This window comes from Nocardioides mangrovicus (genome assembly GCF_003674065.1).
In the GTDB taxonomy this organism is placed as follows: Bacteria; Actinomycetota; Actinomycetes; order Propionibacteriales; family Nocardioidaceae; genus Marmoricola; species Marmoricola mangrovicus.
This window is the reverse complement of sequence record NZ_RDBE01000006.1, coordinates 580412-603126: the sequence shown is the minus strand read 5'-3', so window position 1 is coordinate 603126 and position 22715 is coordinate 580412. Positions and strand designations below refer to the sequence as shown.

Here is a 22715-nt window from a genome sequence, read left to right as displayed (position 1 = left end):
CTGTCGGGTCATTCCAAAAGTAACTCTCACCTGGTGAGAATGACCGGAAGGCCGGCAGGCGTGGGACAGCTGCTCGAGGTCACGGACCTCCGCGTCACCTACGGCGGGGTCGTGGCCGTGGACGACGTGTCGCTGCACGTGGCCGAAGGCGAGGTCGTGGGGCTGATCGGCCCCAACGGCGCCGGCAAGTCCTCGTTCATCGACGGCCTCACCGGCTACCTGCCCCGGCGCGGCGGCCACGTGGAGTTCGAGGGCAGGTCGCTCGACGGGCTCGCCACCTACGCCGTCGCGCGACGCGGCCTGGTGCGCACCTTCCAGTCGGTCGAGCTCTTCGACGACCTCACGGTGGAGGAGAACCTGCTGGTCGCAGCCGAGCGTCCCCGGCTGGTCACGATGCTGCGCGACCTGGTGCTGCCCTCGCGACCCGAGGGGGTCGACGACGTCGCGTGGGCCCGCATGCTGTGCGAGCTCGACGACGTCGCCCATCGCTACCCCCAGGAGCTCTCGCACGGCCAGCGCAAGCTGGTCGGCGTCGCCCGCGCACTTGCCCAGCGTCCTCGGCTGGTGCTGATGGACGAGCCTGCCGCCGGTCTGGACACCGAGGAGAGCCTGGCCTTCGGACGCCGGCTGCGCTCCCTTCCCGGTCACGGGGTCAGCGTGCTGCTGGTGGACCACGACATGGGTCTGGTGCTGAGCGTGTGCGACCGCATCGTCGTCATCGACTTCGGCAAGGTCATCGCCAGCGGCACACCGGAGGAGATCCGCGCCGACGAGGCCGTCATCGCGGCCTACCTGGGAGGTGTCGATGCCCGCCACTGAGGCCGAGCCCGAGGCCGAGGCCGTGCTGACGGTGACCGGACTCGAGGCCGGCTATCACGGCATCCCGGTCGTGCGCGGACTGGACCTGCAGGTACGCGCCGGTGAGGTCGTCGCGCTGCTGGGCTCCAACGGCGCCGGCAAGACCACCACGTTGATGACAGTCGCGGGCCTGCTGGCGCCACTCGGCGGCTCGATCAGCTTCGACGGCGAGAGCATCGGCGGTGTGGCCGCCCACCGGCTGGCCCGGCGCGGTCTGTCGCTGGTCCCGGAGGACCGCGCCCTGTTCGCCGAGCTCACCGTCCGCGAGAACCTCAGGCTGGCGCGGGCCAAGACGGGTTCGGAGCGAGACGTCCTCGACCTGCTCCCCGAGCTCACGAAGTGCCTGGACCGCAAGGCGGGGCTCCTGTCGGGCGGCGAGCAGCAGATGCTGGCGGTCGGTCGGGCCCTGGTCACTCGTCCCAAGCTCCTGGTCGTCGACGAGATGAGCCTGGGCCTGGCGCCGGTGGTGGTCGAGCGCCTGCTGCCGGTGCTGCGCCGTGTCGCCGTCGGCTTCGGCACCGGCGTGCTGGTCGTCGAGCAGCACGTGACCCTCGCCCTCGACGTCGCCGAGCGCGCCTACGTGCTGGCCCACGGCCGGCTCGTGCTCAGCGGCACCGCGGCGCAGCTGCGCGACCAGCCCGACCTGCTCACCGCGAGCTACCTCGGCGACGCCGTCCGGGCCGCGCCCTCGACGTGATCGCGGACTGACCGACCACCAGACGTCCACCGTCGGACATCACAAAGGAGAAACCATGTCAGCAAAGCTGGGCCCCAAGGTCGCTCTCGCGGCCGGGATGGCGGCGGTCGCCATGACCGCGGCCGCCTGCGGAAGCAGTTCCGGGGGGTCGAGCTCGGGCTCATCGTCCTCGTCGGCGTCGACGAATGCCGGCGTCAACACCTCGGTCGACCTCGGCGCCGCGAACGCGGCCAGTGGCACGCCGATCGTCTTCGGCGTCTTGAACCTGCAGTCGGGGCCCGTCACCTTCCCCGAGGTCCTACAGGCCGAGCAGGCGGCGGTGAAGTACGTCAACGCCTACAAGGGCGGCATCGGTGGACACCCCATCAAGCTGGTCACCTGCGCCACCGACGGCACCCCCGCCACCTCGGCGCGGTGCGCGAACCAGATCGCCGACCAGAAGCCCGTCGCCATCCTCGGTGGGGCGGACACCGGTGCGCCCGGCGCCATCCCGGTGTGGCAGCGGCTCGACCTGGCCTACATCGGGGGTGTGCCCTTCACCCCGGTGGAGCAGAACTACAAGAACGCCGTCATCTTCTCCAGCGTCTCCACCTCCGACAACGCGGCTGCCTCGGTCTACGCGGCCAAGAAGCTCGGGGTGAAGAAGGCCGCGGTCATCTACACCTCCGACACCCAGGGCACCGCCACCGGTGAGGGGGTCATCATCCCCACCATGAAGAACGCCGGCATCACCTCGGTCACGAAGGTCGGGCTCTCGCCCACCGCATCCGACGTCTCCTCGGCCGTCGCCTCGGCCATGGGGGCCTCGCCGGACCTCATCTACGTCGACGCGCCGGCCGCGTGCCCGAACATCCTCAGCTCGCTCAAGCAGCTGGGTTACAAGGGCAAGCTCATGGGCGTCGACCCGTGCACCTCGCCCAAGGCGATCAAGGGCGCCAACGGCGGCGCAGACGGCCTCATCTTCGCCTCGCCGACCCTGGACCCGACGGCCGGGACCGATGAGACCAACCTCATGCTGACGGTGCTCAAGAAGTACGCGCCCGACACCGCTCTGGACAGCCTGGCCTCCATCGGGTTCCAGTCGGTCATGAACCTGCAGTCCGTGCTGGGCAAGTCCGCCCCCGCCGACCTGACCACCGACAAGATCCTGGCCGCCTTCAGGACCGGATCGGCGATGGCGAACTTCATGGGCCACGACTACACCTGCGACGGCAAGCAGCTCGCCGGGGCCACGGCGGTCTGCAACACCTACGAGCAGATGCGCGAGGTCAAGGGGTCCAACATCGCCGTCGCGGCCAAGGACTTCTTCACCGCCGGCAGCTACTACAAGCCCACCAGCTGACCCCGTGCGACGGACCGGACGCAGCTGCACGCCGTCCGGTCCGTCGTCCGCCGGTCGTCTCCTCCTGAACCGTCGAAGGTGAGCGTCGCGTGACGTCGTACGTGTTGTTCCTGCTCCTGGGCCTGGGTGCCGGGTCCGTGTACTCGCTCCTCGGCCTGGGCATGGTGCTCAAGTACCGCAGCACGGGCGTCGTCGACTTCGCCCAGGGCGCGATCGCGATGTGGGGGGCGTACGTCTTCTTGCGGCTGCGGTTGACGGGCAAGCTCGAGCTGCCGTGGTTCGCCCTGCCGCACGAGATCTCGCTCGGCACCGGGATGGCCATCGTGCCGGCGCTGCTGATCACCCTGGTCTACGGCACGGTGCTGGGGCTCGTGGTCTTCTTCCTGGTCTACCGGCCTCTGCTGCGCGCCGCGCCGCTGACCAAGGTCTGCGCCTCGGTGGGCGTGACGCTCTTCTTCGAGGCCGTCGCAGTCTTGAACTTCGGCACGACCGCCACCTCTGCACCCCCCGTGCTGCCGAGCAAGGCCTTCGTGATCAGCGGTGTGGTGATACCCGGTGACCGGATCTGGATCGCCGGGATCGTCGTGGCGATCGCCGTGGCGCTCACTGTCACCTTCCGCTACACGCGTTTCGGCCTCGCGACGCGCGCCGGTGCCGAGAACGAGATGGGGGCGGCCCTGATCGGGCTCTCCGCCACTCGGATCGCTGCCCGCAACTGGGTCCTGGCCACCCTGCTGGCCACCCTGTCCGGCGTCCTCATCACACCGATCTCCTCGCTCGACCCCACCTCCTACACCCTGTTCGTGGTGCCTGCCCTCGGTGCCGTCCTGATCGGACGGTTCGAGTCGTTCTGGATCACCACCGCCGCCGGCCTGGGACTGGGGATCGTGCAGTCCGAGCTGGTCAAGCTGCAGACGGTGTTCACCTGGCTCCCGCAGCAGGGCCTCTCCGACGGTGTGCCGTTCCTCATCATCTTGGTCACGATGTCCCTGGCGGCCAAGCGGTTGGGTGCTCGCGGTGCCACCGGCACGCTGCGCAATCCCTCGCTGGGTCGACCGACGCGGCCCGGCGCCACGGCGCTGCTGGCGTTCGCCGTCGGCGTCGTGGTGCTGGTGGCGCTGCACGGGTCGCTGCGTGCCGCCTTCATGGCCTCGATCGTCACGGTGTGCCTGGCGCTCGGCCTGGTCGTGCTCACCGGGTACGTCGGGCAGGTGTCGTTGGCGCAGATGTCGTTTGCGGGGTTCGGTGCCTTCGTCCTCAGCCACCTCGGCCACAGCGTGGGCATGCCGTTCTTCCTGGCACTGTTGATCTCGGCGCTCTCGGCCGTCCCGCTCGGGATCTTGATGGGCCTGCCGGCGCTGCGCGTGCGCGGTGTCAACCTCGCGGTCGTGACCCTGGCCGCGGCGGCGGCGATGGATGCGCTGGTCTTCAGCAGCGTCAAGTTCACCGGGGGCCTCGGCGGCCGCAAGATCGGCAGCCCCGAGCTGTTCGGCCTCGATCTCGGCATCGCCAAGGGGAACTCCTACCCTCGTGTCGTCTTCGGCGTCATGCTGCTGGTCGTCGTCATCGGGGCCGGTTACTGTGTCGCCCGGCTGCGTACCTCGGCCACGGGACGCATGCTGGTGGCGGTCCGCTCCAACGAGCGCGCGGCCTCGGCGGTCGGCATCCGCGTGGCGCCCGTGAAGCTCTACGTGTTCGCGCTGTCGGCGTTCCTGAGCGGCCTGGGTGGTGGTCTGCTGGCCTACGAGCAGAGCTCGGTGTCGTCCTCGACGTTCACGGCGCAGGCCTCGCTGAGCCTGCTCGCGCTCGTCTACGTCGCCGGCGTGGGCCGGATCGCGGGCGCGGTGGTCGCGGGCATCATGTTCGCCTCCGACGGACTCTTCGTCTCCTTCCTCGACAAGACCCTGCACGTCGGCCAGTACCAGACCGTCGTCGCCGGCATCGCCCTGGCGCTGACCGCGATCCAGAACCCGGACGGCGTTGCCAGCAACATGGCCGGCGAGAGGGGGCCGGGCCCGAGGGTCGCCGCCCTGCGGGACCGGATCATCCCGCGCCGGCACAGACCGGTCGTCCTGGACGTGCCGGGTCAGGACGGGGCGTTCGTGGAGGACGTCGCCGGGCCGACGCCGGTGAGCCGCGCATGATGGGCGTGACGGGCATGATGGGCGTGACGGGCATACCCAACGTCGGGCTCCACGTCGACGACGTCGAGCGCTCGCTGGCCTTCTACCGCGAGGTCGTCGGGCTGGAGACGGTGGTCGACTCGGGTTGGATCGACGACCCGGCCATGCTGGCCAACACGGCGACGCCCGGTGGCGCGATCCGCATCGTCAACCTCACCTCGGGCGGTACCGGCGCGACGATCACGCTGGTGCAGGTACGCGACGTCGAGCGGCGCACAGCGCCGGGTGGCGAGTTCCACGACCCCGGGACGATGCACCTGGCGATGAGCGTCGTCGACCTCGATGCCGCACTCGCCCGGCTCGCCGAGGCAGGGGTCACCCCGCTCGCCGAGCCCGGTGAGGTGGGGGCCGGAAACGGCGCGGGCCACGCGCGGATCGCGTTCGTGCGCGACCCGGACGGGTTCTTCGTCGAGCTGGTGCAGCCGTTGGGCTGANGGGCCGTTGGGCTGGGCCGTTGGGCTGGGCCGTTGGGCTGGCGGTGGGGGTGAGGGTCACTCCTCGTGCTGGGAGAGCCCCTCGGCGAGCGACTGCAGGGCCGTCACGGCTTCCTGCAGCCGGGTGAGATCGTCCGGGGCGAGCTCGAGCAGCGCCTCGGCCATCGCCTCTCCCCAGCGCGCCTCCCGCCGATCACGCAGCCCCATGGCGGCCCGGGTCGGCGTGACCCGGACCACTCGCCGGTCGTGCTCGTCGGGTGTGCGCTCGAGGAGTCCGCGGCGCTCGAGCGAACCGACCGCGGTGCTGACGTTGGTGCCTCGCAGACCGAGGCGGTCGGCGACCTCCGTCACGCTCAGGCCCGGACGCCGGGTGAGCAACCGCATGATCTCCAGCTCGGATGCCGGGAGCGGCTCCTCACGGGTGGCGACCGCGCCGACGGTGCGTGGCAGCAGCCACGCCAGGTCGTGCAGCACGACGGACAGCTCTCGGTGCCACGGCAGCGACGTCGGCATCGTGCTCCTTGCTTCGAGGGAGTCGCCATGATATCTATCAGCTAATAGCTATAAATCCATTGCTAATATCTGGAGCTGACTCCCATGACGAGCACGATCGAGATCGAGGGCTTCGCCGGACAGCTGATCGAGCCCCACGACGAGGTCTACGACGATGCCCGCCGGGTCTGGAACGTGCTCCACGACAGGCGCCCGGCCCTCATCGCCAGATGTGCCACTGCGACGGACGTCGCCGCCGCTCTGGCCTACGCCCGCCAGCACGACCTGGTCGTCGCCGTCCGAGGCGGAGGGCACAGCCTGCCCGGGTTCAGCGTCTGCGACGACGGCCTGGTCGTCGACCTCGGCGCCATGAACCGGGTCGATGTCGACGCCGAGAGCCGTCGCGTCACCGTCGGCGGGGGTGCGCTTCTCGGCGACGTCGACCGAGCTGCGCAGCGTCACGGCCTGGTCGTGCCGGCGGGCGTCATCTCCCACACCGGCGTCGGCGGGCTCACGCTCGGGGGTGGCGTGGGTCGGCTGATGCGCCGGTTCGGGCTCACCATCGACAGCCTGCTCTCCGTCGACCTCGTCACCTGGGACGGTCGCCGCCTCCACGCATCGGCCACCGAGCGTCCCGAGCTGTTCTGGGCGTTGCGCGGCGGCGGCGGGAACTTCGGTGTGGTCACCCAGTTCGAGTTCACGGCGCACCCGCTCACCGACATCGCGGTCCTGGGTGCCTTCCATCCGATGGCGGAGCTGCCGGAGGTCCTCGCGATCGCTCGCGAGGTGATGGAGGGGGATGCCCCCGACGCCCTGCTGTGGACCAGCTTCGTCCGCAAGGCGCCCAGCCGACCCTGGCTGCCTGAGGGGCGGGAGGGCGATCTGGGCCTGACCTCGGTCATCGAGTGGTCCGGCGAGCCCGAGGAGGGCGAGGAGGTGCTGGCGGCCCTGCGCTCCCGGCTCGGCTCCGCCGACGCGACCGTGGAGACCGTGCCCTACCTCATGCTCCAGCAGGCGGGTGACGTCGAGTTCGGCCACGGCTTGATGTCGTACGTGAAGGCCACCTTCGCCGACTCGCTCACCGATGACATCGTGGCCGCGCTGGTCGAGCGCGGATCGTCTCTGGGCTCGCCCCTGACGCAGATCGAGGTGCTCTCCACCGGCGGCGCGATCCGCCAGGTGCCAGTCGATGCGACCGCCTTCCCGCACCGCACCGCCAGCTGGCTCCTCAACATCCCGGCGAGCTGGACCGAACCCGACGACACCGACCGCGAGAAGGCGTGGGTGCGCGAGACCTTCGAGACCCTCGCCCCGCTCGGCACCGGCGGTGCCTACTCCAACTTCATGGAGGGCGACGAGCAGGGTGGGGCGACGGTCGCCTACGGGGACCTGCAGGCGCGGCTGGCGCAGGTCAAGCGGGAGTACGACCCGCACAACGTGTTCCGGCTCAACCAGAACATCGTCCCCTAGGCCGTGGGTCGATCGACACGGCCTAGGGCCGCACCAGCCGGTCGTAGGCGGTGAGGACGGCTGCGGCGGCCTCGATCTCCTCGCGACGCCCGGCATGGGCGGCCGCGGTCTGCTGGATCTCCACCGCGTGCGCCTGCTTCTCGGCCATCGACAGTACCGAGGTGCTCAGATCGGTCCAGGTGACGCTGCCGCCCTCGAGCACACCACGTGCGCCACAGGTGGCGCACTCCACGTCCGGCAGCCTCAGCCTGACGACGTCGAGGTGACACATCGGGCAGAGGCCCTCCGGACCGAGGTACTGCGCCTCCTCCGCGCTGCGGCCGAGCTGACCGGCCACGTGGTGTCCCAGCTCGCCGGCCCGTGCGAGCGCGTCGACGTCGAGGACGATCGAGCGGGGCGTTCCGGCTCCCTCGAACTCCACCTGGTCCACGACGGTGGTGTGCATCGAGAACGTCGTCGTGTGCAGCAGCGGCAGGCTCAGCGTCTTCCACTGCGAGGTGAGCGAGCCGCCCACCGAGAGGAAGCCCGCCACGCGAGGCTTGAGCACGCGCTCGTCCACCCGGAACGGCACCGCGGGCTCCTCGCCGCGAGCACGCAGGTCGAGCAGGCCTGCGACGATCGCCACGTCGGCGTTGGGACCGAGCAGCCGGTCGACGACCACCTTGAGACGAGCGGCGACGGTGCGACTGATGATCGGGGTGCTGACGACGATGCCGTCGGCCTCCAGCAACCTCTCCCACAGCCACCAGGCGTCATCGGGCAGGTCGGCGTCGCGCCCGGTCGGCTCCAAGGGGAGCGCGAGCTCGATCAGCCGCACCAGCTCGACCTCGGCGCCGTCGCCCTCGGCGGCCCGCAGCGCCTCCTTAAGCAGGATCTCCGCGCTGCCGTCGACTGCTCCGCAGGACAGTCCCAGGATCTTCCCGTGAGCCATCTCGACCTCTCGGTTGTTCTCGCCAGATGAGAGCGACTTCTACCAGATGAACTTCTCCAGTATGGTGCCGGTCACACGCAGAGTCCAGGAGGAGGGCCCATGGGTCGGCTTGCCGGCAAGGTCGCGCTGGTCACCGGCACGGCCGGCGGAATCGGTCGCGCCGTGGCGCTCTCCTTCGTGCGCGAGGGCGCCACCGTGGTCTGCTGCGACCTGGACGCGGACGGCTCGCGCGAGACGGCCGCGTTGGCCGAGGGCGACGGCGTGCTCACCACCACCGCGCCGATCGACCTCACCGACCCGTCCGCCGCCGTGCGATGGGCGGACCAGGCGGCCGCCGAGCACGGCGGCATCGACATCCTGGTCAACAACGCCTCTGCCATCCGATTCGGCGCGATCGACCGGATGCCGGTCGAGGACTGGCGGTTCACGATCAGCCACGAGCTGGACATCGTCTTCTACGTGACCCGTGCCGTGTGGCCGCACCTGGTCGCGCGGGGCGGCGGCTCGATCGTCAACATCGCCTCGCTCTCAGCGTCGCGAGGGGCCTTCTTCATGGCGCAGAACGCCCACGGCGCGGCGAAGGGCGGCGTCTTGGCCCTGACCTACCAACTCGTCGCCGAGGGCGGCCCGAGCGGCATTCGGGTCAACGCCGTCAGTCCCGGCATGACGGCCACACCCCAGACGCGCCAACACCTGGAAGGACCCGGCAGCGACCGGGACGTCGTCACCCGACGGATCCCGCTGGGCAAGGTGGGTCAACCGGACGACGTCGCCGCGGCCGTGCTGTTCCTCGCCTCCGACGAGGCGGGCCACGTGAGCGGTGCGAACATCCCGGTCGACGGCGGCTCGGCCACGATCGGCTGAGGGAGGCGATCGAGCAGATGAGTGACTCAGGCTTCACGTTCGACGGGCGGCTGCTCAAGCGCGGTGAGGAGGGCTACGAGGAGGCTCGTGTCGGCCGCGTGTTCAACGCCCGCCGCCCGGACCGCTACCCGGCCGCCGTGCTGCTGGCCGAGAGCGACGACGACCTCGTCAACGCCGTCCGGTGGGCGCGCGAGGAGGGTCTGCAGGTCTCCGTGCGCTCGGGCGGACACTCCTGGGCGGCCTGGGGCGTGCGCGACGAGACACTCCTGGTCGACCTGGGGCTCCTCAAGGACATGACCTACGACGAGGAGACCGGCATCATCACCACGCGCACCGCCGTGCGCGGGGCGCTCGACCTGGCGCCTTTCCTTCAGGAGCGCGGTCGGTCGTTCCCGGGCGGGCACTGTGAGTCGGTCGGGATCGGCGGCTTCGTCCTCCAGGGCGGCCAGGGCTGGAACAGCCGCTCGCTGGGGTGGGCCTGCGAGAGCCTCGTGGCGATCGACGTCGTCACGGCAGACGGCGAGCTGGTGCGCGCCGACGCCGAGCAGAACTCCGACCTGTGGTGGGCCGCGCGCGGCGCAGGACCCGGTTTCCCCGGCCTGGTGGCACGCTTCCACCTCCAGACCTACCCGCTGCCTCCGGTGATGGTGCAGGACACCTGGACCTTCCGGGTCGAGGACACGGCCCCGGTGCTGGCCTGGCTCCACGACGTCCTGCCGGGCCTGGATCGCACCGTCGAGCCGGTCCTGGCCGCGACCCGGCTGCCCGACGTGCCCCTCCACCCCGGCGTGGAACGGCCCACGGGGACTGTGCTGCTCGTGCACACCACGTGCATGGGCGACTCGCTGGAGCAGGTCCAGCAGCGACTGACGCCGTTCGCCTCGTGCCCAGCCGGGCTGGAGGAGCTCGGTCACGTGCGGTCGCAGACCTCGATCCCCGAGGAGAACGCCGCCCAGGCCGCACAGAATCCCGAGGGCCACCGGTATGCCGTCGACTGCACGTGGAGCGACGCGAGTGCCGAGCAGCTGGCCCCGGTGCTCGAGGAGCTCTGGCGCGAGCTGCCAACGCAGCACTCGTTCTCGATCTGGTACGGCTGGGCGCCGACCCGGGCGCTGCCGGACATGGCCTTCTCGGTGGAGGCGAACGTCTACCTGGCGACCTACCTGATCTACACCGATCCCGCCGAGGACGAGCAGATGCGCGACCTCGTGCACTCACGCACGGCACGGCTCGCAGCCCTCGACGGCCGAGGCGTCTACCTCGGCGACACCGACTTCACCCGGCGCACGGACCGGTTCCTCAGCGAGGAGAACTATGCGCGCCTGGAGGAGATCCGTGCGGTACGTGATCCGGAGGGGCGCTTCGTGCACTACCTGGTCGGCGATGCGTCGCAGCTCAACGTCCACTCCTGAGGTGCAGTCCCGACCCGTCGACGCCCGCGCAGGTCGCCTAGGGCTCGAGGCGCCTAGCCTCATCGGATGCGCCCACCCGATCCGGTCTTCGCCGATCCGCGGCTGGCAGTGCTCTACGACGCGCTCGACGGCGATCGCGACGATCTGACGGCCTACGTCGGCATCGTCGAGGAGGTCGGCGCGCGCACGGTGGTCGACGTCGGCTGCGGCACCGGCTGCCTGGCGGTGCTGCTGGCCGAGCGGGGCGTGCGGGTGATCGGGGTCGACCCGGCGGCGGCGTCCCTGGAGGTCGCCCGGGCCAAGCCGTACGCCGACCGGGTCGACTGGATCCACGGCGATGCGACCGACCTGCCCGACGCCGTGTCGGGTCGGGCGGACCTGGCGCTGATGACCGGCAACGTGGCCCAGGTCTTCGTCGACGACGAGGACTGGTCGCTCACCCTCGACGCCGTCCGGCGCAGCCTGCGGGCCGGCGGCTGGTTGGCCTTCGAGACGCGACGGCCGCAGCGGCGCGACTGGGAGACCTGGGAGGTCGCGCCCACGCAGGTGGGCGAGCTGACCGTGTCGCGGACGGTGACCGACGTCGACCTGCCGCTGGTCACCTTCGCCTCGACGATGGTGGTCGACCAGGTGCCGATCACCTCGACCTCGACGCTGCGGTTCCGCGATCGCGAGGAGCTGGAGCGCGACCTGAGCGCTCACGGCTTCGAGGTGGTCGACCTCCGCGAGGCCCCCGACCGGCCCGGCAAGGAGATGGTCCTGCTGTGTCGGCGGCGTGAGGCAGAGTAGGGGTCATGGAGCAGCCGGTCGTCCTCGCGGTCGACGGCAACTCGCTGGTCCACCGCGGCTACCACGCGCTGGCGCACACCGGGATGCGCAGCCTGGCCGGCGACCCGGTGTGGGCGGTGCGCGGGCTGCTGATGCAACTGGTGCACGCGGTCGAGCGGGTGATGCCCAGCAGCGTGGTGGTCGGCTTCGACGACCCCGAGCGCAGCCAGCGGCGCGAGGCCTACCCCGCGTACAAGGCGCAGCGGCCCGACAAGCTGCGCACGCTGGTCTCCCAGCTCTCGCTGGCCGCCGATGTGCTGACGTCCATGGGGGTCGCGGTCGAGGTGCCGGCCGGGCTCGAGGCCGACGACGTGCTGGCCTCGGTGGCGGCGCGCACCCGGGAGACGGGCGGACGCACGGTCGTGGTCACCTCCGACCGTGACGCGTTCGCGCTCATCGACGACCACACCAGCGTGCTGCGGGTCATCAACGGGGGAGTGGAGGCCTCGCCGCTGCTTACCCCAGAGCGGCTGGAGATCATGCTCGGCGTCCGGCCCGACCAGTACCGCGACTTCGCCGCGCTGCGCGGCGACCCCTCGGACAACCTGCCCGGCGTCTACGGCGTCGGGCCCAAGATCGCGGCGCGGCTGCTGGCCGACCACGGCACGGCCCAGACGGCCTTCGCCGCCGGGGCCCACCCGCGCCTGGCCGCCCCCGAGGCCCACGAGAACTGGGCGCGCAACTGCGAGCTGATGGCGATGCGCACCGACCTGGTGGTCGGCACCGGCAGCCGGCTGCCGCTGGCGGTCGAGGCGGTCCGCAAGGCCTACGCCTTCTGCCGGCTGCCGGGCACGCAGGCCCAGGCGCTGCGCGCCCTGTGCGACGTCGAGCCACCGGCCGCAGCGCCGCCCCCCGACGCCCTCAACTGGGACCCGACCGCCGAGTGGCGCGCGCGGCGCAGCCACCCGCCGCTGCCGCAGCGGGAGGCCGAGCCGCGCCGCGAGTCCCAGCTGACGCTGTTCTAGCCCGCCGCCGCTAGCCCATCGTCTTCTGGCCGTCGAGGGCCTCGCGGATGATGTCGGCGTGTCCCGCGTGCTGGGAGGTCTCACCGACCAGGTGGAGCAGCACCTGCCGCGCCGACCATGAGGCGCCCGGCTCGAACCACGGTGCCTCGGGCAGCGGCTGGGTGGCGTCGAGGTCCACGGTGTCGACCAGCTCCGCGGTGCGCGCCGCGACGTCCTGGTAGGCGGCCACGAGGTCGCCCAGCGTCTCCTCGGGCAGCATGCGGTGACCTTCCTGGAAGGCCTTCACCGCCGCGGGCGGGTTGCTCCAGTCGATGTTCGACCAGTCGATGTCGGGCTGCGGCGCGGGTCCCTCGGTGATGAAGGACAGCCACTGCTCCTGGGTCTGCGCGACGTGCTTGACCAGCCCGCCCAGGGTCAGCTCGCTGACCGTGGTGCGGGTGCGGGCCTGGTCGTCGTCGATGCCCTCGACGGTGCGCAGGAACAGGGCGCGCCGGGTGTCGAGGATCTGCAACAGGTCGTCTCGTTCGCTCATGGACGTCAACCTAGAACCGCATCAGGAAGCTGACGTTCCGCAAGGACGACGGGATGGCGACGAGTTCTATAGTATTCCAATCAACTTTGTCTCTTGATCGGAGCCCGCCCTGTCTGTTGTCCCCTTCGTCGTCGAGAGCCGCGGTTCGGGCGTCGCCCAGCAGATCGCCGTCCCCGGGGACCACCCCCACGAGTTCGGCTCCGACACCTACCCGGCCTTCGGTGGCGCCGACGCCGCCCCGAGCCCGCTGGCCTACACGCTCGGTGCGCTGACCGCCTGCAACCAGATCACCGCTCAGCTGGTGGCCAAGGACCTCGGCGTGCGGCTCGGAGAGTTCTCCTTCAACGCCCGCGGCGACCTCGACCCAGCCGTCTTCGTCGGCGGTGCCGAGGGCAACGCCAACTTCGAGGCCGTCACCGTCGAGGCCAGTGTCGAGACCGACGCGGAGGGCGAGACCTTCGACCGGCTCGTCAGCGAGCTCGAGCGGCGGTGCCCGGTGACGCAGCTGTTCCGCCGCAGCGGCATCGACTACAGCTCCACCTGGAAGCCGCTGCCGCTGCCGGTCTGAGCGTCGGGCTCAGATCCCCATCGGGTGCCAGACCGTCTTGGTCTCCAAGAAGTCGGTCATCCGGTCCAGCGGCGGGGGAGCGAGCAGATCCTCCTCGGCTGGCCGGCGCACCCGCTTGAGCGTGCCGGCCGCCGCCTGCTCCACAGAGGTGGCCAGCTCCGGGTCGTCGACGCCGGTCAGGTCGAGCGCGTTGACGTCTGCGTGCGAGGCGAGCCACGGGGCGATCTCGGCGCGCTTGCCGGTGAGCACGTTGACCACGCCGCCCGGCACGTCGGAGGTGGCCATCACCTCGGCCAGCGTGATGGCGGTGAGCGGGTGCTCCTCGCTGGCGATCACGACGCAGGTGTTGCCGGTGGTGATGACCGGCGCGACGACGCTGACCAGGCCGAGCAGCGGCCCGCGCGGCGCCACGACCGCGACCACGCCGGTGGGCTCGGGGGTGGAGTGGTTGAAGTACGGCCCCGCCACCGGGTTCGCGCCGCCGACCACCTGGGCCAGCTTGTCGGCCCAGCCGGCGTACCAGACCAGCCGGTCGACCGAGGCGTCCACGTAGGTACGCGCCTTGGCCGCCGTGATGCCCTCGGTGGCGCGCAGCTCGGCCTCGAACTGCTCGCGCCGGCCCTCGAGCACCTCGGCGATGCGGTAGACCACCTGGCCGCGGTTGTAGGCCGTGCGCGACGACCAGCCGCCGAACGCCGACCGGGCGGCCTTCACGGCGTCTCGGGCGTCCTTGCGCGAGGCCAGCGAGGCGTTGGCCAGGAACCGCCCCTTGGCGTCCTCGACCACGAACGTGCGCCCGGACTCCGAGCGCGGGAACGCCCCGCCCACGTAGAGCTTGTAGGTCTTCTTGACGTCGAGCCTGCTCACTTGATGTAGCCCTCCAGTCCGTGACGGCCGCCCTCGCGGCCGTAGCCCGACTCCTGGTAGCCGCCGAACGGCGAGGCCGGGTCGAAGCGGTTGAACGTGTTGGCCCACACGACGCCGGCGCGCAGCTGGTTCGCCACCCACAGGATCCGCGAGCCCTTGTCGCTCCAGATGCCCGCCGAGAGCCCGTAGGGGGTGTTGTTGGCCTTGGCCACCGCCTCCTGCGGGGTGCGGAAGGTGAGGATCGAGAGCACCGGGCCGAAGATCTCCTCCCGGGCGATGCGGTGGGCCTGGCTGACGCCGGTGAAGATGGTGGGCGCGAACCAGAAGCCGTGGTCGGGCAGCTCGCACGGCTCGGTCCACCGCTCGGCGCCCTCGGCGTCGCCGATCTCGGCCAGCTCACGGATCCGCTGCAGCTGTTCTGCTGAGTTGATCGCGCCGACGTCGGTGTTCTTGTCCAGTGGGTCGCCCACGCGCAGCGTCGCCATCCGGCGCTTGAGCCGCTCGACGACCTCCTCGGCCACCGACTCCTGCACCAGCAGCCGCGAGCCCGCGCAGCACACGTGGCCCTGGTTGAAGAAGATGCCGTTGACGATGCCCTCGACCGCCTGGTCGACCGGCGCGTCGTCGAAGACGATGTTGGCCGCCTTGCCGCCCAGCTCCAGGGTCACCTTCTTGCGCGAGCCGGCCACCGAGCGGGCGATGGCGCGCCCGACGTCGGTGGAGCCGGTAAAGGCGACCTTGTCGACGTCCGGGTGCTCCACCAGCGCGCGACCGGTCTCGCCGGCGCCGGTGACGATGTTGACGACCCCGGGCGGCAGGTCGGCCTGCTGGCAGATCTCGGCGAAGAGCAGTGCCGTCAGGGGCGTGGTCTCCGCCGGCTTGAGCACCACGGTGTTGCCGGTGGCGAGTGCGGGCGCGATCTTCCAGGCCAGCATGAGGAACGGGAAGTTCCAGGGGATGACCTGCGCGGCGACGCCGAGCGGCTGCGGGTCCGCCCCGCTGTGTCCATTTCCTGGCAGCGCGTACTCCAGCTTGTCGGCCCAGCCGGCGTAGTAGAAGAAGTGGGCCGCCGCGGTGGGGATGTCGACGTCGCGCGACTCCTTGATCGGCTTGCCGTTGTCGATCGACTCCAGCACCGCCAGCTCCCGGCTGCGCTCGGCGATGATCCGCGCGATCCGGAAGAGGTACTTGCCGCGCTCGGCGCCCGACATCCGCGACCACACGCGCGTGTAGGCGCGGCGGGCGGCCTTCACGGCACGGTCGACGTCGGCGGCGTCGGCCTCGGCGACCTCGGCCAGCACCTCCTCGGTGGCCGGGTTGATCGTCTTGAACGACGAACCGGAGCCGGAGGTGAAGGCGCCGTCGACGAAGAGGCCGTAGGAGGAGGCGATGTCGACGATCGCGCGCGACTCCGGGGCGGGGGCGTACTCGAACTTCATGGATTCAGTCCCGTTCGATCAGTCGAGGGTGACGTAGTCGGGGCCGGAGTAGTGGCCCGTGGCCAGCTTCTGGCGCTGCATCAGCAGGTCGTTGAGCAGCGTCGAGGCGCCGAAGCGGAACCAGTCGGGGTGCAGCCAGTCCTCGCCCGCCACCTCGTTGACCATCACCAGGTACTTGATCGCGTCCTTGGCGGTGCGGATGCCGCCGGCCGGCTTGACGCCGATCTGGGTGCCGGTGGTCTCGCGGAAGTCGCGGACCGCCTCCAGCATCACCAGCGTGACCGGCATGGTCGCCGCCGGCTGCACCTTGCCGGTGGAGGTCTTGATGAAGTCGCCACCGGCCAGCATGCCCAGCCACGACGCGCGTCGCACGTTGTCGTAGGTCTGCAGCTCGCCGGTCTCGAGGATCACCTTCAGGTGGGCCCGGCGATCTCCTTGGCCGCAGGCCGCCTTGGTGGCGACGATCTCCTCGTAGACCTCGAGGTAGCGACCGGCCAGGAACGCGCCCCGGTCGATCACCATGTCGATCTCGTCGGCACCGGCCGCCACCGCGTCGCGGACGTCGGCCAGCTTGACCTCCAGCGGCACGCGGCCCGCGGGGAACGCGGTGGCCACCGAGGCCACCTTCACCCCCGACGTGCCGAGCGTCTCCTTGGCCACGCCCACCAGGTCGCCGTACACGCACACGGCGGCCGTGGCCGGGCAGCCCGGGTCGGTGGGGTCCGGGCGCATCGCCTTGGCCGCCAGCGTGCGCACCTTGCCGGGGGTGTCGTTGCCCTCCAGCGTGGTCAGGTCGACCATCGAGACGGCCAGGTCGAGAGCCCACGCCTTGGCGGTCGTCTTGATCGACCGGGTGCCCAGGGCGGCGGCCCGCTGCTCCGCGCCGACCTGGTCGACGCCGGGCAGCCCGTGCAGGAAGCCGCGCAGGGCGCTGTCGGACGCGACCGCGTCCGACAGCGCCGTGGCGGTGGATGGGGTGATCGTCACTCGCGCCACTCTCCCACGGGGTGCCTCACTTCAGGGAAGCCGGAACGTCGGCGGAGTCGCCGATCTCGACCAGGTGCGAGGCGTAGTCCTTGACGCTGTCCTTGGTGATCAGCTCGCCCTCGAGCACCTTGTTCGAGGTCACCTTCTTGCCCTGGGCGAGCTGCAGGATCAGGTCGGAGACCCGCTGCCCCAGCGCGTACGGCGACTCCGCGTTGGTGGCGTACATCTGGCCGTCCTGGATCGCCTGCAGGGCATCGGAGATGCCGTCGTTGCCGACCAGCACCACCTTGCCGGCGAGCTGGCGCGACTTCAGCGCCGCGAGCACGCCCATCGCCATCTCGTCGTTGGCGGCGTAGACGCCGTCGATGTCGGGGTGCGCCTGCAAGATGTCGGTCATCGTGTTGAGCGCCTTGCCGCGGTCGAAGTCGGCCGACTGCTTGGCGACGGTCTTGATGTTGGGGTACTTCGCGATCTCGGTCTCGAAGCCCTTCGAGCGGTCCTGGGCGACGTTGGTGCCGAGGATGCCCTGGATCTCGACGATGGAGCCCTTCTCGCTGCCGTTCTTGGCGGCCATGCCCTTGGCCAGGGCGTCGGCGGCGTTCTTGCCGGCCTGGACGGCGTCGTAGCCGACGAAGCTGGACAGGGTGCCGCCGTCGGGCTTGCGGTCGAAGGCCATCACGGGGATGCCGGCGGAGTTGGCGGCCTTGACGCTGGCGGTGGCCGACTCGCTGCCCACCGGGTCGATGACCAGCACGCCCGGCTGCTTGGCGATGGCGGTGGTGGCCAGGTTGAGCGCGGTGCCGTCGGAGTTGTTGGCGTTCTGCACGTCGAGCTTGATGCCGTTCTTCTTCGCCTGAGCAGCTGCGCCGTTCTTGACCGAGACGAAGAACGGGTTGTTCAGCGTGCTCATGATCATCACCGCGGACTTGTCGCGGCCCTTGCCGGTGCCGCCGGCCTTGGCGTCGTCGGACTTGCGGCTGCAGCCCGCGGCGGTGAGCGCGAGGGTGGTCGCCGCGAGCAGCGCGGCGCTGCGCTGGAGGTGACGGTTCATGAGGTGACCCTTTCGGTGGTGGTGGTGCGGGTGAACCAGCCGCGGACGACGGCTGCGTTGCGGTCGAGCAGCACGGCGGCGAGGATCACCAGACCCTTGACGACGCTCTGCAGGAACGGGCTCACGTTGAGCAGGTTGAGCCCGTTGTCGATGACCCCGAGGATGAGAGCGCCGACGACCGTGCCGAGCATGTCGCCGCGGCCGCCGGCCAGGCTGGTGCCGCCGATGATGACGGCGGCGATCGCCTCCAGCTCCAGGCCCGTGCCGGCCGTGGGCTCGGCGGTGGAGAGCCGGGCGGTGATGATGAAGCCAGCCAGCGCGGCCAGGGAGCCGCTGAGCACGAACGCCGCGATCTTGACCGTGTGGGTGGGCACGCCGGAGAGCCGCGCGGCCTCCTCGTTGTCACCGGTGGCGTAGACGAACCGGCCGAAGCGCGTGCGTGCCAGCAGCAGCCCGAAGGCGAGGAAGACGACGGCCATGATCCACACCGGCACCGGGATGCCGGCGGCGTAGGCCTGGCCGATGTTCTGGAAGCTGTAGTCGCTCACGCCCACCGGGTTGCCCTGGGTGACCTGCAGCGCGAGCCCGGCCAGCACCGACATCATCGCCAGCGTCGCGATGAACGAGGGCAGCCGCATCTTGGTCACCAGCACCCCGTTGACCAGGCCCACCACCGCGCCGGCGCCGATGCCGACGACCATGCCGACCAGCGTCGGCTGGTGGCGCAGGGTGAGCGCGGTGATCGCGGCGGTGAAGCTGAGGGTCGCCCCCACCGAGAGGTCGATCTCGCCCAGGATGATGACGAACGTCTGCCCGACCGCCAGGAGCGCGGTCACCGACGTCGCCAGCGCGACGTTGAGCAGGTTGTTCGACGTCGCGAAGTGCGACGAGGCGATGCTGAGCACGACGCCGAGGGCGAGGAGCACCCAGACCGAGCGCAGGTTGGACAGGATCTGCAGGGTGCGGCTCACGAGGCCTCCACCTCCAGGGAGTGGGTCAGGATGTGCTGCTGGTCGAGGTCGTCGCCGGCCAGCTCGGCGACCACGCGACCACCGCGCATGACCAGCGCGCGGTCGGACATCGCCACCAGCTCGGGCAGGTCGGAGCTGACCAGCACGACGGCGACGCCGTCGGCGGTCAGCCGGTTGAGGATGCGGTAGATCTCGGTCTTCGCGCCGACGTCGACGCCGCGGGTGGGCTCGTCCATCAGCAGCACCCGTGGTCCGGTGAGCACCCAGCGGGCGATCAGCGCCTTCTGCTGGTTGCCGCCCGAGAGCGAGCCCACCGGCTGGGCCGGGCCGCTCGCGCGCACCCGCAGGTCGTCCATCGCCTGCCGCACGACGTCGTGCTCCTTGCCGCGCTGCACCAGCCCGGCGGGTCCGCCGTGCTCGGCCAGCGAGGCCAGCGTGATGTTGTCGCCGGTGGAGCGGTGGGGGAGCAGCCCGCGCTCGCCGCGGTCGGGCACGACGTAGGCCAGACCCGCGCGGATCGCGCGGCGCGGGCTGGTCGTGCGCACCTGCCGGCCGGCGACGCTGACCGTGCCGGCGTCGGTCGGCAGCACCCCGAACAGCGTCTGCAGCACTTCGCTGCGCCCCGAGCCGAGCGCCCCGGCCAGTCCGAGCACCTCGCCGGGACGCACCTCGAGGTCGACGTCGGCGAACGCGCCCCGCGTCGTGAGGCCGCGCACCACGAGGGCGGGGTCGGCGTCGGCGCGAGTGTGGTGCTCCTTGGGGTAGAAGTCGTCGACCTGGCGGCCTACCATCGCCGCGACCACCTCGGTACGGGTGGTCTCCGCGATGGCCGACTCGTGCGCGACGACTCCGTCGCGCAGCACCACCACGCGGTCGGCCAGCGCGAACACCTCGTCGAGGCGGTGGCTGATGTAGAGGATGCCGACGCCGTCGGCCTGCAGCCGGCGCACCTGGGCGAAGAGCTGCTCGGACTCCTGGTCGTCGAGCGCGGCGGTGGGCTCGTCGAGCATGAGCACCTCCGTGCGCCCGCCGAGCGCCTTGGCGATCTCGACCATCTGCTGCTGGGCCACGCCGAGCCGGCCGACCGGGCGGGCGACGTCGAGTTCCACGCCCACGCGGGCCAGCAGCTCGCGGGCGGCGGCGCGGGTGCGATGCGGACGGGTGACCACGCGGGCCAGCCCGGTGGCCTCGGAGTGCATCAGCAGGTTCTCGGCCACGCTGAGGTGCGGGAACAGGTTGTGCGAGAACTCCTGGTAGATCACCGAGATGCCGCGGGCCATCGCGTCCTGCGGGCGCGAGAACGACACGTCGTCGCCGTCGACGCTCAGCGTGCCCGACGTCGGCCGCAGCGCCCCCGAGAGAATGCGGGTGAGCGTCGACTTGCCTGCGCCGTTCTCGCCCACCAGCGCGACGACCTCGCCGCCGGCGACCTCGAGGTCGACGCCGCGCAGCACGGCGTTCTCGCCGAAACGGTGGTGGATGTCGCGGGCCTGCAGCTTCATCAGTAGACAACTCCGCAGGTCAGGAGCACGTTCGCGAACGCCGTGAACTCACCCGAGCGCACCGCCGCCCGCGCGCCGGCGGTGGCGGCCTTGAACTCGACGTGCGGCACGTACTGCGGCGTGACGCCGCGCTCGGTGAGCCGGCGCAGGATCTCCTCGTGCATGGCGGGGCTGGCCCCGCGCACGTCCTCGCTCATCAGGGCGCCCTCGATCTCGACCTCGGCCAGCACCGTGTCGAGCACGTCGAGGAACGCGGGCACGCCCTCGCGCAGGGCCAGGTCGACGCGCTCGACGCCGGCCGGGATCGGCAGCCCGCCGTCGGTGACCACGAGCAGGTCGGTGTGGCCCAGCTCGGAGATCACCCGGGAGAGCTGGCCGTTCAGGGTGCCGCCGTTGCGCCTCATGCTCGTTGCTCCAGGAAGGTGTCGATCTCGGTGGCCGAGGGCAGCGAGGGGCTGGCTCCCGGCTTGGTCACGGCGAGTGCGCCGGCGGCCATCGCGCGGGGGACGGCCTCGGCGAGCGGGGTCCCGGCGGCCAGGGTGGCGCCGAGGGTGCCGGTGAAGGCGTCGCCGGCGGCCGTCGTGTCGACGGCCTCGACCTCGTAGGCGTCGTGGCGCCGGCTCCCGCCGGAGGTGGCCATAAGCACGCCGTGGCCGCCGAGCGTGAGGATCACCGTGGCGACGCCCCGGTCGAGGAACCACCGCGCGGCGGCGTCCTCGTCGGTCTCGCCGGTGATCGCGGCGGCCTCGGTCTCGTTGGGGGTCACCACGTCGACGTCGGCCCACACCGACTCGGGCAGCTCCACCGCCGGCGCCGGGTCGAGCACGACCAGGAGCCCCGCCTCGTGGCCGGCGCGCGCCGCGTGGGCGGTGGTGGCGGCCGGGATCTCCAGCTGCAGCAGCAGTACGTCGCCGGGCTCGGCCTGCGCGAGGGCCTGGTCGACGCGGGCCGCGTCCACGTGGTCGTTGGCCAGCGGCACGATGACGATGTCGTTCTCGCCGTCGGCCACCCGGATGTGGGCCACGCCGGTGGGGCCGTCGACCGGCGTCACCTGGTCGGTCTCGACGCCGTTGTCGCGCAGCCCGGCCAGCGCGATCTCGGCGAACGGGTCACGGCCCACGTGGCCGACCATCGCGGTCCGCGCGCCGGCGCGGGCGGCGGCCACGGCCTGGTTGGCGCCCTTGCCGCCCAGCACCAGCGTGAGCTCGCGGCCCAGCACGGTCTCGCCGCGTCCGGGCAGCCGGTCGGCGAAGGCGGTGACGTCGCAGGTGATCGAGCCGATCACGAGTACCCGGCCCATCAGGCCTCCTGTCGGGGTGTGGCGGTGCTGCCGCGGACCAGCAGCGTCGTCTCGAGCACCACCCGGCGGGGCGGCACCTGGGGGGTCTCGGCCAGGCGCGCGTGGCCGAGCCGCTCGACCAGCAGCTCCATGACGGTGCGTCCCTGACGCACCTCGTCGCGGACCACGCAGGTCAGCGGCGGCTGCAGCAGGCCGCCGAGGGTGAGGTCGTCGAAGCCGATGAGCGAGATCTCGTCGGGCACCGGGACCGACGCCGCCTGCAGCGCGCGCAGCGCCCCGACGGTCATCTGGTTGTTGGCGGTGAAGATCGCGGTGGGCCGCTCGGGCAGGGCGAGCAGCTGCTCGGTGAGCCGGCGCCCCGACTCCTCGAGGAAGTCGCCCACCAGGTCCAGTCCGGGCTCCACGACGACGTCGTGCTCGGCGAGCACGCTCAGGAAGCCCTCGCGGCGCTCGCGACCGGGGGTGGTGTTGGCCGGGCCGCTGATGACGCCGATGCGTCGGTGGCCCAGGTCGAGCAGGTGGCGCGCGGCCGACGCGGCGCCGCCCGCGTTGTCGACGAGCACGACGTCGCAGTCCTCGCCGCCGTCGACCTCCCGGTCGAGCAGCACCACCGGCACGCCGCGGCGCACGAGCTCCAGCGGCAGCCGGTCCTGCTCGTTGACCGGCGCCAGCACGTAGCCGTCGACGCGCGAGTCAAGGTCGGCCAGCAGCCGCGCCTCCAGCTGCGCGGACTCCTCGGAGCTGGCCAGCAGCATGTGCAGCCCGCCGTCGGGGATGCCCTGCGCCAGACCCTTGACGATGGCGGCGAAGAACGGGTTGCCGATGTCGGGGACGATCACGCCCACGGCACTGTGCCGCCCGGTACGCATCGCCTGGGCGGCGACGTCGGGCCGGTAGCCCAGCGCGTCGACCGCCTCGCGCACGGCGTCCGCGCTGCGCACCGTCTGGCCCGAGAGGAACCGGGAGACGGTGGCCACGGAGACGCCGGCTCGCGCGGCGACGTCCTGGATGGTGGGCACGTG

23 protein-coding genes are annotated in these 22715 nt (G+C 71.3%); 11 read left to right on the top strand and 12 right to left on the bottom strand.

What is annotated here, in order from left to right; translation table 11 throughout:
• Window positions 1-60: 60 nt before the first annotated feature.
• The 5 genes from D9V37_RS08865 to D9V37_RS08845 all read left to right on the top strand — a co-directional run bounded on the left by D9V37_RS08865 (window position 61) and on the right by D9V37_RS08845 (window position 5514).
• A complete protein-coding gene (locus D9V37_RS08865) occupies window positions 61-819 on the top strand; it encodes an ABC transporter ATP-binding protein (protein WP_198412443.1) in 759 nt (252 codons plus the stop codon).
• A complete protein-coding gene (locus D9V37_RS08860; RefSeq protein ID WP_121805914.1) occupies window positions 806-1555 on the top strand; it encodes an ABC transporter ATP-binding protein in 750 nt (249 codons plus the stop codon). Before D9V37_RS08865 ends, D9V37_RS08860 begins: the two co-directional genes overlap by 14 nt.
• 55 nt (window positions 1556-1610) lie before the next feature.
• Entirely contained in the window at window positions 1611-2897 is a 1287-nt protein-coding gene (locus D9V37_RS08855) for an ABC transporter substrate-binding protein (protein WP_121805737.1), read from the top strand.
• An 89-nt stretch (window positions 2898-2986) separates the two neighbouring features.
• Window positions 2987-5041: an ABC transporter permease gene (locus tag D9V37_RS08850; RefSeq protein WP_121805736.1), complete on the top strand. Its 2055-nt coding sequence runs from the start codon at window positions 2987-2989 to the stop codon at window positions 5039-5041.
• On the top strand, window positions 5041-5514 hold the full coding sequence (locus D9V37_RS08845; protein ID WP_158604422.1) for a VOC family protein: 474 nt from the start codon (window positions 5041-5043) through the stop codon (window positions 5512-5514). Before D9V37_RS08850 ends, D9V37_RS08845 begins: the two co-directional genes overlap by 1 nt.
• A 57-nt stretch (window positions 5515-5571) precedes the next feature.
• Here D9V37_RS08845 and D9V37_RS08840 read toward each other — a convergent pair whose 3' ends face one another.
• A complete protein-coding gene (locus tag D9V37_RS08840; protein WP_121805734.1) occupies window positions 5572-6027 on the bottom strand; it encodes a MarR family winged helix-turn-helix transcriptional regulator in 456 nt (151 codons plus the stop codon).
• Between the two features lie 84 nt (window positions 6028-6111).
• Here D9V37_RS08840 and D9V37_RS08835 point away from each other — a divergent pair, with 84 nt between their 5' ends.
• The gene (locus tag D9V37_RS08835; protein WP_121805733.1) at window positions 6112-7476 is read left to right on the top strand and encodes an FAD-binding oxidoreductase; all 1365 of its coding nucleotides are present in this window, start codon (window positions 6112-6114) and stop codon (window positions 7474-7476) included.
• A gap of 22 nt (window positions 7477-7498) precedes the next feature.
• Here the strand turns inward: D9V37_RS08835 and D9V37_RS08830 are convergent, their stop codons facing one another.
• Window positions 7499-8407, bottom strand: coding sequence for a flavodoxin family protein (locus D9V37_RS08830; protein WP_121805732.1), 909 nt, complete (start codon window positions 8405-8407; stop codon window positions 7499-7501).
• Window positions 8408-8506: 99 nt separating this feature from the next.
• On the opposite strand from D9V37_RS08830, the gene D9V37_RS08825 reads away from it, so the two are divergent.
• The 4 genes from D9V37_RS08825 (at window position 8507) to D9V37_RS08810 (ending at window position 12476) form a co-directional block, all read left to right on the top strand.
• The gene (locus D9V37_RS08825; RefSeq protein WP_121805731.1) at window positions 8507-9271 is read left to right on the top strand and encodes an SDR family NAD(P)-dependent oxidoreductase; all 765 of its coding nucleotides are present in this window, start codon (window positions 8507-8509) and stop codon (window positions 9269-9271) included.
• A gap of 17 nt (window positions 9272-9288) precedes the next feature.
• Window positions 9289-10683: an FAD-binding oxidoreductase gene (locus tag D9V37_RS08820; RefSeq protein ID WP_121805730.1), complete on the top strand. Its 1395-nt coding sequence runs from the start codon at window positions 9289-9291 to the stop codon at window positions 10681-10683.
• A 66-nt stretch (window positions 10684-10749) separates the two neighbouring features.
• Complete coding sequence (locus D9V37_RS08815) at window positions 10750-11472, top strand: class I SAM-dependent methyltransferase (protein ID WP_121805729.1); 723 nt, start codon at window positions 10750-10752, stop codon at window positions 11470-11472.
• A 5-nt stretch (window positions 11473-11477) separates the two neighbouring features.
• Window positions 11478-12476, top strand: a complete 999-nt coding sequence (locus D9V37_RS08810) for a 5'-3' exonuclease (protein ID WP_121805728.1) — start codon at window positions 11478-11480, stop codon at window positions 12474-12476.
• Window positions 12477-12486: 10 nt separating this feature from the next.
• On the opposite strand, the gene D9V37_RS08805 is transcribed toward D9V37_RS08810, so the two are convergent.
• Window positions 12487-13008, bottom strand: a complete 522-nt coding sequence (locus tag D9V37_RS08805) for a DinB family protein (RefSeq protein WP_121805727.1) — start codon at window positions 13006-13008, stop codon at window positions 12487-12489.
• Window positions 13009-13117: 109 nt separating this feature from the next.
• Here D9V37_RS08805 and D9V37_RS08800 point away from each other — a divergent pair, with 109 nt between their 5' ends.
• Window positions 13118-13576, top strand: a complete 459-nt coding sequence (locus D9V37_RS08800) for an OsmC family protein (protein ID WP_121805726.1) — start codon at window positions 13118-13120, stop codon at window positions 13574-13576.
• Between the two features lie 9 nt (window positions 13577-13585).
• On the opposite strand, the gene D9V37_RS08795 is transcribed toward D9V37_RS08800, so the two are convergent.
• Genes D9V37_RS08795 through D9V37_RS08755 form a run of 9 tightly spaced genes read right to left on the bottom strand, consistent with a single transcriptional unit; the run spans window position 13586 to window position 22712 of the window.
• The gene (locus tag D9V37_RS08795; protein ID WP_121805725.1) at window positions 13586-14443 is read right to left on the bottom strand and encodes an aldehyde dehydrogenase family protein; all 858 of its coding nucleotides are present in this window, start codon (window positions 14441-14443) and stop codon (window positions 13586-13588) included.
• Window positions 14440-15882, bottom strand: coding sequence for an aldehyde dehydrogenase family protein (locus D9V37_RS08790; protein ID WP_121805724.1), 1443 nt, complete (start codon window positions 15880-15882; stop codon window positions 14440-14442). The genes D9V37_RS08795 and D9V37_RS08790 overlap by 4 nt, the downstream gene beginning before the upstream one ends.
• An 18-nt stretch (window positions 15883-15900) precedes the next feature.
• The gene (gene deoC / locus D9V37_RS08785; RefSeq protein ID WP_232524824.1) at window positions 15901-16869 is read right to left on the bottom strand and encodes a deoxyribose-phosphate aldolase; all 969 of its coding nucleotides are present in this window, start codon (window positions 16867-16869) and stop codon (window positions 15901-15903) included.
• A 25-nt stretch (window positions 16870-16894) separates the two neighbouring features.
• On the bottom strand, window positions 16895-17920 hold the full coding sequence (locus D9V37_RS08780) for a substrate-binding domain-containing protein (RefSeq protein WP_121805722.1): 1026 nt from the start codon (window positions 17918-17920) through the stop codon (window positions 16895-16897).
• Window positions 17917-18891, bottom strand: a complete 975-nt coding sequence (locus D9V37_RS08775) for an ABC transporter permease (protein ID WP_121805721.1) — start codon at window positions 18889-18891, stop codon at window positions 17917-17919. The genes D9V37_RS08780 and D9V37_RS08775 overlap by 4 nt, the downstream gene beginning before the upstream one ends.
• Window positions 18888-20393 (bottom strand): sugar ABC transporter ATP-binding protein, encoded by a 1506-nt coding sequence (locus D9V37_RS08770; protein WP_121805720.1) that lies wholly within the window; start codon window positions 20391-20393, stop codon window positions 18888-18890. The genes D9V37_RS08775 and D9V37_RS08770 overlap by 4 nt, the downstream gene beginning before the upstream one ends.
• Window positions 20393-20797 carry a D-ribose pyranase gene (gene rbsD / locus D9V37_RS08765; RefSeq protein ID WP_121805719.1) on the bottom strand — a complete coding sequence of 135 codons (405 nt, stop codon included), beginning with the start codon at window positions 20795-20797 and terminating at the stop codon, window positions 20393-20395. The genes D9V37_RS08770 and rbsD overlap by 1 nt, the downstream gene beginning before the upstream one ends.
• The gene (locus D9V37_RS08760; RefSeq protein WP_121805718.1) at window positions 20794-21693 is read right to left on the bottom strand and encodes a ribokinase; all 900 of its coding nucleotides are present in this window, start codon (window positions 21691-21693) and stop codon (window positions 20794-20796) included. Before D9V37_RS08760 ends, rbsD begins: the two co-directional genes overlap by 4 nt.
• Entirely contained in the window at window positions 21693-22712 is a 1020-nt protein-coding gene (locus D9V37_RS08755) for a LacI family DNA-binding transcriptional regulator (protein WP_121805717.1), read from the bottom strand. Before D9V37_RS08755 ends, D9V37_RS08760 begins: the two co-directional genes overlap by 1 nt.
• Window positions 22713-22715: the final 3 nt, after the last annotated feature.